The following is a 9694-nucleotide window of genomic DNA, read 5'->3' as shown; positions in this document are numbered from 1 at the left end:
TATATGGCGCGATTTACAAATAAGAAATTTCTTCAATATCTTTTATCATTGTGCACGCTTCATCGAGTTCTCTGTCTGTAAACTCATACATCATATGAAGTTCTTCCCTTTCAATTTCAATTCCGTGCATCTCGTAACCGACTTTATGCAGGGCAGCCGCCCAAAGATCGGCCGACAGCAATTTCGGCTGGAACGGATATAAAACGTACAAATGTCTTCTCCACAGTTCTTCTACTGCCGCATATAATGTTGGATTTTCATTTCCAAGCGTCTCATCCAGCACCCGGAGAACACGGTGTAAAATCGGTGCGGCATCAGGCGGGACAATCTCAGACGGTTCAATTGTCAAAGACTCGCCAAATTTAGTAATGTGCACGGGTTTGCTGTACTCATGCTCGGCCAATAGCATAACAATCATCGTTTTAATAATCGGGTGAGCTGAGGGGTCTTGAAGGATTGTTTTGAGCAGGCCTGTATACTTCGCTATATTGCGGTCTTTTAAGGAATGAATTAAATTCATTTGCTCCTCAGGGCTTGCCAGCACTTTCTCAGTATCAATTGTATCCTCATATTCCTCGGCCCAAGCCTCGTCCTCACGTTCCGGATCGGTCATTTTCCGGCTGAAATCAAGCAGCTTATAAAATTGCTCGGCACTTTCCGCAGGCAGTTGATTTTCTTCCAAAACGGCTTCAATGGTGCTTTTGACTTCTTCGTATTTTTTGAGCTGAATTAAGATGGTCATGTACACCTGCAAAACCGTAAAATAATGGCCATAGCCTTCTTTTAGCATCTTCTCGCAGACGCTTTTTGCCTCTTCCAATTCGCCCAGCTCTAAAAAGCAGATAGCCATCCCTAAGTGAAGATCGGAGTCAGTATCATCATATTTCATCGCTTCCGAAAACAGCTCAAGTGCTTCTTGATACTTTTTTTCCTTTAGTGATGCCATCCCTTTTTCCACAAGACGGTCTTTCAGATGAGGAAAAGGAATAATTTTTGCGTTTCTCTTGTCATGCGTCATACCTATATTCCTTTCAGGCATTTATTTTGTTCAAGTGTATCAACACCTGTGAACAAACACAAGAAATGAAAGGTTTCACAAGGCAAAAAAAGCCGCCGGACAAATGCCGGCTGCTTTTTAGGCTTGAAGCCAAGAGCTTCTTTGTGATTCAAATTGCTTGATTTCATCTTCAAGCAAAAGCGTTAATGAAATTTCATCATAGCCGTTGATGAGCATCTCTTTCCAATGCGGATCAACTTCGAATGAAATTTGATTGCCTTCACTATCATGAATTAGCTGATTTTCAAGGTCAACAGTCATTTGCAATGACTGGTTTTCATACTGGCCGACAAGCTTTTTCCAATTGTCATATGGCATGCGGATCGGCAGCATACCGTTTTTAAAGCAGTTCTGGTGAAAAATATCAGCAAATGAAGGTGCAATGATAATTTTAAACCCATAATCATCAAGCGCCCACGGAGCGTGTTCACGCGATGACCCGCAGCCGAAATTTTCTCCTGCTATTAAAATGGAAGCACCTTGATAAGCAGGCTGGTTTAATTCAAATTCAGGGTTCGGTTCACCTTTCTCATCATATCTCCAGTCAAAGAATGCAAAACGGCCGTAGCCTGTTCTTTCAATCCTCTTCAAAAATTGTTTAGGAATAATCTGGTCTGTGTCAACATTGATTCGATTTAATACGGCTGCTTTCCCCGTATGTGTTTTCAAAGGTTCCATCTCGCGCACTCCTTACACAACTGTTTTTTCCTGATAAAACTTTCTGACATCAATGAAGTGTCCGTGAATGGCAGCCATCGCAGCCATTGCCGGGCTGACGAGATGTGTTCTTGCACCCTTTCCTTGTCTGCCCTCGAAGTTGCGGTTAGAGGTTGACGCACAGCGCTCTCCCTCAGGAACAACATCATTATTCATGCTCAAACACATGCTGCAGCCTGACTCTCTCCATTCAAATCCAGCTTCCAAGAAAACCTGGTCAAGCCCTTCTTTTTCAGCCTGAAGCTTCACGCTTTGGGATCCGGGAACGACGATGGCTCTTACGCTATCAGCTACCTTCTTCCCTTTGATCATATCAGCAGCCTGGCGAAGGTCAGTCATGCGAGAATTTGTGCAGGAACCGATAAACACGTGCTCCACTTTAATGTCTTCAATTTTCTGATGAGGGGTCAGTCCCATATATTCATAAGCGCGAATCGCTTCTTTTTTGTCATCTTCTGCGGAAAAGCTTTCCGGCGCAGGAACTTCTGAATCGACAGGAAGAACCATTCCCGGGTTGATGCCCCATGTCACCATCGGAGAAATTTCGTTGCCGTCAAGGACGATAGATTTATCGTAAACAGCGCCCCGATCTGTGCGCAGCGCCTTCCATTCCTCTACGGCCTTGTCAAATTCTTCGCCTTTTGGCGTATATTTGCGGTTTTTGCAATATTCAAATGTCACCTCGTCAGGTGCAATCAAACCTGCTCTTGCCCCTGCTTCAATTGACATGTTACAAACGGTCATTCGTTCATCCATCGTCATATTTCTGAATACTTCCCCAGTGTATTCAATGACATAGCCAGTGCCGAATTTCACCCCGTATTTGCCGATGACAGCAAGAATGACATCCTTTGCCGTTACCCCTTTTTGAAGTGTTCCGTCTACGCGCACTTCAAGTGTTTTCGGACGTTGCTGCCAAAGTGTCTGTGTGGAAAGGACATGTTCAACTTCACTTGTCCCGATTCCGAATGCAAGAGCGCCGAATGCGCCATGGGTTGATGTATGGCTATCGCCGCATACAATCGTTTTCCCTGGAAGCGTTAAGCCCAGTTCAGGACCGACAACATGGACAATCCCTTGATCCACACTGTGAAGATCAGCAAGGCGCACACCAAATTCTTCACAGTTTCGTTCAAGCGCCGTCACTTGGCGTTTCGCAACTTCATCCTTTATCTCAAAACGATTGACGGTCGGGATGTTGTGGTCCATTGTCGCAAACGTGTTCTGGGGTCTTCTGACCTTTCTTCCCTTTTGTCTCAACCCTTCAAATGCCTGAGGAGACGTGACCTCATGAATAAGATGCAAATCAATATAGAGAAGATCCGGTTTTCCCCCACCATGTTTTACAATATGCTGATCCCAAATCTTTTCGATGATTGTTCGAGGCATCATCTTTTATTTCCTCCCTCTACCTATGAACTAAGACCGCTTAACGTAAGCTGTCACATATTAGAAATTGTATTTTCACTCATGATCGCTGCCTTGACTTCCTCTGTAATGGCATGAGTGCTGCTGAACTCTTCGCCTCGCGCCAAGTCTCTTGTTCTTTTTCCGGAAGTTAAGACTTTGTTAACCGTATCTTCTACAGCTTTCGCTTCCTCTTCAAGGCCGAAAGATGTTCTCAAAAGCATTGCCGCTGACAATATGGCCGCAAACGGATTTGCCATCCCTTTACCGGCTATGTCAGGCGCGGAGCCATGAACAGGCTCAAACAGATGAAGACCTGAACTTGATAGGCTGGCTGACGGGAGCATTCCGAGTGAGCCTGTAAGCATGGACGCTTCATCGCTTAAAATATCACCGAACATGTTTTCAGTCACCACGACATCAAATTGATTCGGTGCATAAATCAGCTGCATGGCCGCGTTATCCACAAGCATGTGCTCTAGCTTCACATCAGGAAAGTCTTTTGCAACGTCCTCAGCCACTTCACGCCACAATCTGCTTGATTCAAGAACGTTCGCTTTATCAACGGAGGTTACCTTGCCTTTTCTGGCTGCCGCCATTTTAAAGCCCTCTCTGATCACGCGTTCAATTTCCGTCCGCTTATAAAACAGTGTGTCTACTGCTTCCTGCTCACCTTCAGTGTTTACATAGCGTTTGCTCGGCTGGCCGAAATATAAGCCGCCTGTCAGCTCACGGACGATAACGAAATCAACGTTATCTATATATTCTTTTTTCAAAGGTGATGCGTCAGATAGGCTTTCAAACACCTTCACAGGCCGCAAATTCGCAAACAAATCAAGCTGTTTTCTGATGCTGAGCAGACCTTTTTCCGGTCTCAACTCCGAAGGATTTTGATCCCATTTCGGTCCGCCGACAGCGCCAAGCAATATAGCGTCGGCATTTTTACAAGCGGCAACGGTTTCCTCCGGGAGGGGGTTGTTATGTTCATCAATCGCCGCCCCTCCAATCAGGCCATATTCAAATTCAAATTCATGATTAAAGCGTTCGGCAACACTTTTCAGTACGTCTGTCGCTGATTCTAATACTTCAGGGCCGATCCCGTCTCCGGGCAATAGAGCAATACGTTTCTTCAAGTTATCCGTTCTCCTTTCTTTTATGATCCGACAGCTGTATGGTTTTTAAGTCCGCTCATATTCGATTGGAAAACCAATTGACGGTTGACTGCGTTCAAATAGGCTTTCGCTGATGCTTCTAATACGTCCTGCGCTATGCCCCGCCCTGCTGATTCTTTTCCGTTCACCAAAACTCTTACATACACCTGGGCAAATGCGTCTTCGCCTTTTCTATTGGACTGAATGCGGTAGTCTAAGAGCTCCACGTCTTTATCGATGCAGCGCTCAAGCGTGTTGTAGATCGCTTCCACGCTTCCCGCTCCAGTTGCCGCTTCCTGAATAAGCTCTGCGTTTTCTTGGTTTTTCAAAGATAGTGTAGCTGTAGGAACCTGACTTGTTCCGTAATGCACTTGCAGAGAAAGAAATTCATACCCAATCTTGCGGTCTGTTACTTTTTCTTCTAAAATAAGAGAAACAAGATCCTCATCAGTGATTTCTTTTTTCTTCTCAGTCAACTCTTTGAACATCGTAAAAAATTTATTAATCTCTTCACTTTCAAATTGGAATCCTAAAGCAGTCAGCCGGTCTTTAAACGCGTGGCGTCCGGAATGTTTCCCTAGGACAAGCGCATCTGCTGTTACACCGACAAGTTCCGGTGAAATAATTTCATAAGTCGATTTTTCTTTTAAGAAGCCGTCCTGGTGGATGCCTGATTCATGAGCAAAGGCATTATCGCCTACAACCGCTTTATTGCGCGGAACAGCCATACCTGTCAGCTTGCTTACTAAATCGCTTGTTCGCTTAATCTCGTTCAATGTAACGCCTGTTTCAACCTGATAGAAATCTTTTCTGATATGGAGGGCAACGGCAATTTCCTCTAATGCCGCGTTTCCGGCTCTTTCACCGATTCCGTTCACAGCGCATTCGATTTGATCAGCGCCATTTTCAATCGCAGCAAGAGAGTTTGCGACTGCCATTCCCAAATCATCATGACAGTGGGCCGAAAGCTTTGCTTTGTGAATGTTCGGAACGTTTTCCTTCATATAATTAAAGATATTTCCGTATTCCGCTGGAGCCAGGTAGCCGACCGTGTCCGGAAGATTGATAACACTGGCGCCTGCGTCAATGACTTTCTCGACGATTTCCGCTAAAAACGGCAGTTCAGTCCGGCAGGCATCTTCAGCTGACCATTGCACAACCGGAAAGCGCTCTTTTGCGTATTTCACCATTTCAACTGCTCTTTCAATCACTTGCTCACGAGTCATTTTCAGCTTGTGTTTCAAATGAATGTCCGACGTGGCGATAAATACGTGAATTCTCGGATAAGCACCGTCCTTTAACGCTTCCCAAGCAGCATCAATATCACCTTTTACGCAACGGGCAAGACCAGTCACTGAACAATTTTTAATGGTTCTTGCAATTTCCTGAACAGCTAAAAAGTCACCTCGGGACGAAGCGGGAAACCCCGCTTCAATGATATCTGCCCCGAGTCTTTCGAGCTGCTTTGCTATGGCAAGTTTCTCCTGAGTATTTAAGTTCACGCCAGGGGACTGTTCACCATCACGAAGCGTCGTGTCGAAAAAATTAATTTTGCGCAACGGAGACCACCGCTTCCTTCTTCTTGCCTTGTTTCACAAATGGCATCATTTCACGAAGCTTTCTTCCTACAACTTCGATTTGATGCTCGTTTTCGCTCGCATTGATGGCGTTGAAACGAGGACGGTTTACTTGGTTTTCGACGATCCACTCTTTTGCGAATGTACCGTTTTGAATATCTTTTAATACTTCTTTCATAGATTCTTTTACTTTAGCATCAACAACGCGAGGTCCTGATACGAAATCTCCCCACTGCGCTGTGTCAGAGATTGAATATCTCATGCCTGCAAGTCCTTCTTCGTACATAAGGTCTACGATTAATTTCAGCTCGTGAAGACACTCAAAGTATGCAAGTTCAGGCTGATAACCTGCTTCAGTTAATGTTTCGAATCCAGCTTTTACCAGCGCGCTCAATCCGCCGCAAAGAACTGCTTGCTCACCGAACAAATCTGTTTCTGTTTCTTCTTTAAATGTCGTTTCCAAAACGCCCGCTCTTGCGCCGCCGATTCCTTTTGCATATGCAAGGGCTTTGTCTCTTGCTTCTCCAGTCACATCTTGATAAATCGCGAACAATGCCGGTACGCCAGCTCCTTGCTCATATGTTCTTCTTACCAAGTGTCCCGGACCTTTAGGCGCTACCAAGAATACATCTACATCCGCAGGAGGAACAATTTGATGGAAATGAACGTTAAATCCGTGAGCGAACACCAATGATTTTCCAGCTGTCAATTCATCTTTGATTTCAGCTTCGTATACTTTTTGCTGCTGTTCATCCGGAAGCAGAACCATGATGATTTCAGCTTGAGCTGCCGCTTCTTTTACTGAAAATACTTTATGTCCGTCTTCTTGGGCTTGAGTGAAAGATTTTCCTTGTCTAACACCAACGATTACGTCAACTCCGCTTTCTTTAAGGTTCAGGGCATGTGCGTGACCTTGCGACCCGTACCCGATAACTGCTACTGTTTTTCCAGCCAATACGTTCTCTTTGATATCACCGTTATAATATACTTTTACCATTTCAAATCTCTCCCTTGTTATGTTTTATACAATAGATATTGTTTTATTGGATGACGCCTTTTGCTGGGTTCCCCTCGCAAAAGCCGTTGTACCTGTTCTCGCGATTTCTTTAATGCCATAAGGTTTTAACAATTCAATAAGCGCTTCAATTTTGTTAGATTCGCCTGTCACCTGAACAACGATGCTATCTCTGCTGACATCAACGACAGAGGCTCTGAACGGTTCTATGATTCCATTAATCTCTGATCTCGTTGACGGTGCGGATACGACCTTGATTAAGGCCAGCTCCCTCTGGACAATCGATTGATTCGTGATGTCGGTTACTTTTAGCACATCAATCTGTTTGTTGAGCTGTTTCGTCAGCTGTTCAACATCATTTTCTCCTTCAACGTGAACGACAAAGGTGATTCTGGAAACGCCGGTTGTTTCTGTGTGTCCGACTGTAATGCTTTCAATGTTGTAATGTCTTTTAGTGAATAGACCGGTGATCCGGTTTAACACGCCGGAACGGTTCACCACAGTCAATGTGATAATTCTTTTCAAGGTTTCACCCCCACCATTTCATGCAGCCCTTTCCCCGGAGCCACCATCGGAAATACTTTTTCTTCGCTGGCAACCCTCACGTCAATGACAACCGGTTCTTTTGATGTTAATGCCTCTTCCAGCTTATCTTTCGCTTCTGCTTCTGATGAAATTCTAATGCCTTTAATGCTGTATGCTTCTGACAATTTGACGAAGTCAGGCTGAGAAGCAAATTTAGATTCTGAATAGCGTTCTTCATAGAAAATTTCCTGCCACTGTCTGACCATTCCGAGACAAGCGTTATTTAAAATCACGACTTTGACCGGAAGATTCAATTCGCGAATGACATCGAGCTCTTGGAGTGTCATTTGAAAACCACCGTCTCCGAGAACCGCGACTACAGTAGCATCTTTATCTGCAAGCTGTGCACCGATCGCTGCCGGAAGGCCGAATCCCATCGTTCCAAGTCCACCTGATGTGACCCATTTATCTGCTTTTTGGAACGGATAGAATTGCGCTGACCACATTTGATGCTGGCCGACATCCGTTGCGATAATGGCCTCGCCTTTTGTAAATTGATGAATATATTCAATCAATTTCTGAGGTTTAAAGCCTTCTTCTTCATTATCTACGTACCAGAGCGGGTACTCTTCTTTCCATTCGGCGAGCTGTTTTTTCCATTCGCTTGAATCGCCTTGTTTGCCGTTTTGTTTGATCAGCTCTTGCAGGACAACTTTGCTGTCTCCGACAACTGGAATCTGTGTTTTCATGATTTTTCCGATTTCAGCCGGATCAATATCGATGTGGGCAATTTTTGCGTTTCTTGCAAAGTGCTTCAGGTTTCCTGTGACGCGGTCATCAAAACGTGCGCCGATACTAATTAAAAGATCGCAATCATGAAGGGCCATATTGGCTGTGTAAGTGCCGTGCATTCCCGCCATCCCCAGGAAAAGTGGATGGTCAGCCGGGAAGCCTCCGAGCCCCAAAAGGGTGTGTGCCACAGGGATTTGCTGCTGTTCTGCATAATTTTTTAATTCTTCTGACGCTTTTCCGTGCAGTACGCCCGCACCCGCCAGGATCACCGGTTTCTTTGCACTGCTCACGGCTTCTACAAGCTTGCGGATCTGCAAATAATTCGGCTCTGTTGTCGGCTGGTAGCCCGGGAGATTCATCTCATGATCGTAACTGAATTCTCCTTCAATTGTTGCTACATCTTTCGGAATATCAATCAAGACAGGTCCGGGCCTTCCGGTTGTTGCAATATGGAACGCTTCTTTAATGATGCGCGGCAGATCTTCCGGCTGGCGAACTTGGTAGCTGTGTTTTGTCACCGGCATCGTAATCCCTAAAATGTCCGCTTCCTGAAATGCATCGCTCCCGATAACAGAGGTTGCTACCTGCCCGGTAAAAACGACTAATGGCAATGAATCAATCATGGCATCCGCAAGGCCTGTCACAAGGTTTGTCGCTCCCGGGCCTGACGTGGCGATGACGACACCCGGTTTTCCAGATACTCTTGCGTATCCTTCCGCCGCATGGATCGCACCTTGTTCGTGACGGGGAAGGATATGTACCATCCCTGAATTGTAAAGCTTATCGTAAATCGGAAGCACAGCCCCGCCCGGATAACCGAAAATCATTTCTACTTTCTCTTTTTTTAATGATTCAATCAGCATTAATGCTCCGCTCATCGTCTGTGTACATTTGGCAGATGCTGAATCCACCTGTACATTAGTCCCCATTTTAGTTCCTCCTTTTGGATTTTCATCCTCTAAAGATCAATCTTTTTATTAGCTTTATAGCTGATTATTCAATAAAAAAAGCCCTTCCGCCCACAATCAGCCGCGCAGTGAATGCGATAGCTAAAAGGGGCGAAAAGGCTCTTCTTTCCGCGGTACCACCCTTGTTTACAGCCTGTTAAATCGGCCGTCTCATGGATATTTCTATCCGCTTTAATAACGAGTGAATCAAGTTCACCCGGCCAAGTCCTACTATCATTTCAGACTGGCACTCTGAGGCGAGTTCACCTTGTAAAGCTTCGCCGGTTCTCAGCTAACCCGGTTCTCTGTGGAAAGCTTTATCAAGGCTACTTATCCTCATCTGCGCTTTTCATATTCAGTCTCCGGAACAGCTTAGAGCTGTTCAAGGAGGTCGTTTGTTTTTTCACTTTTCAGAATCATATTGCGATCATTTTTGCTTGTGAAGCTTGCGTTTATCTTTTGTTGAACTCATATTACGCCGCTTTGGACGCAGTGCTGTCTCTTAT

The 9694-nt window shown here is 45.1% G+C and carries 8 protein-coding genes and 1 other annotated feature; all 8 genes read right to left on the bottom strand.

All coding sequences use genetic code 11. From position 1 onward, the window contains the following. Window positions 1-13: 13 nt before the first annotated feature. Window positions 14-1018, bottom strand: coding sequence for a DNA damage checkpoint antagonist DdcA (gene ddcA / locus RAC86_RS29935; protein ID WP_072182694.1), 1005 nt, complete (start codon window positions 1016-1018; stop codon window positions 14-16). Between the two features lie 117 nt (window positions 1019-1135). Continuing rightward, on the bottom strand, window positions 1136-1735 hold the full coding sequence (gene leuD / locus RAC86_RS29930; protein WP_014114679.1) for a 3-isopropylmalate dehydratase small subunit: 600 nt from the start codon (window positions 1733-1735) through the stop codon (window positions 1136-1138). Window positions 1736-1747: 12 nt separating this feature from the next. Further along, window positions 1748-3166 (bottom strand): 3-isopropylmalate dehydratase large subunit, encoded by a 1419-nt coding sequence (leuC, locus tag RAC86_RS29925; protein WP_072566640.1) that lies wholly within the window; start codon window positions 3164-3166, stop codon window positions 1748-1750. A gap of 50 nt (window positions 3167-3216) precedes the next feature. Further along, window positions 3217-4314, bottom strand: coding sequence for a 3-isopropylmalate dehydrogenase (gene leuB, locus RAC86_RS29920; RefSeq protein ID WP_072566641.1), 1098 nt, complete (start codon window positions 4312-4314; stop codon window positions 3217-3219). A gap of 20 nt (window positions 4315-4334) precedes the next feature. Beyond that, window positions 4335-5891: a 2-isopropylmalate synthase gene (locus RAC86_RS29915; RefSeq protein ID WP_072566642.1), complete on the bottom strand. Its 1557-nt coding sequence runs from the start codon at window positions 5889-5891 to the stop codon at window positions 4335-4337. Beyond that, window positions 5878-6906 carry a ketol-acid reductoisomerase gene (ilvC, locus tag RAC86_RS29910; protein ID WP_003222549.1) on the bottom strand — a complete coding sequence of 343 codons (1029 nt, stop codon included), beginning with the start codon at window positions 6904-6906 and terminating at the stop codon, window positions 5878-5880. Before ilvC ends, RAC86_RS29915 begins: the two co-directional genes overlap by 14 nt. Before the next feature lie 24 nt (window positions 6907-6930). Further along, window positions 6931-7449 (bottom strand): acetolactate synthase small subunit, encoded by a 519-nt coding sequence (gene ilvN / locus RAC86_RS29905; protein ID WP_003222543.1) that lies wholly within the window; start codon window positions 7447-7449, stop codon window positions 6931-6933. Beyond that, entirely contained in the window at window positions 7446-9170 is a 1725-nt protein-coding gene (gene ilvB / locus RAC86_RS29900; RefSeq protein WP_072566643.1) for an acetolactate synthase large subunit, read from the bottom strand. Before ilvB ends, ilvN begins: the two co-directional genes overlap by 4 nt. Window positions 9171-9292: 122 nt before the next feature. Then, window positions 9293-9540, bottom strand: a binding site (T-box leader). Between the last annotated feature and the right edge of the window lie 154 nt (window positions 9541-9694).

The organism is Bacillus sp. LR_5 (genome assembly GCF_042709275.1).
The sequence above is the reverse complement of the archived record's forward strand: the minus strand, read 5'-3'. Positions and strand labels throughout refer to the sequence as shown.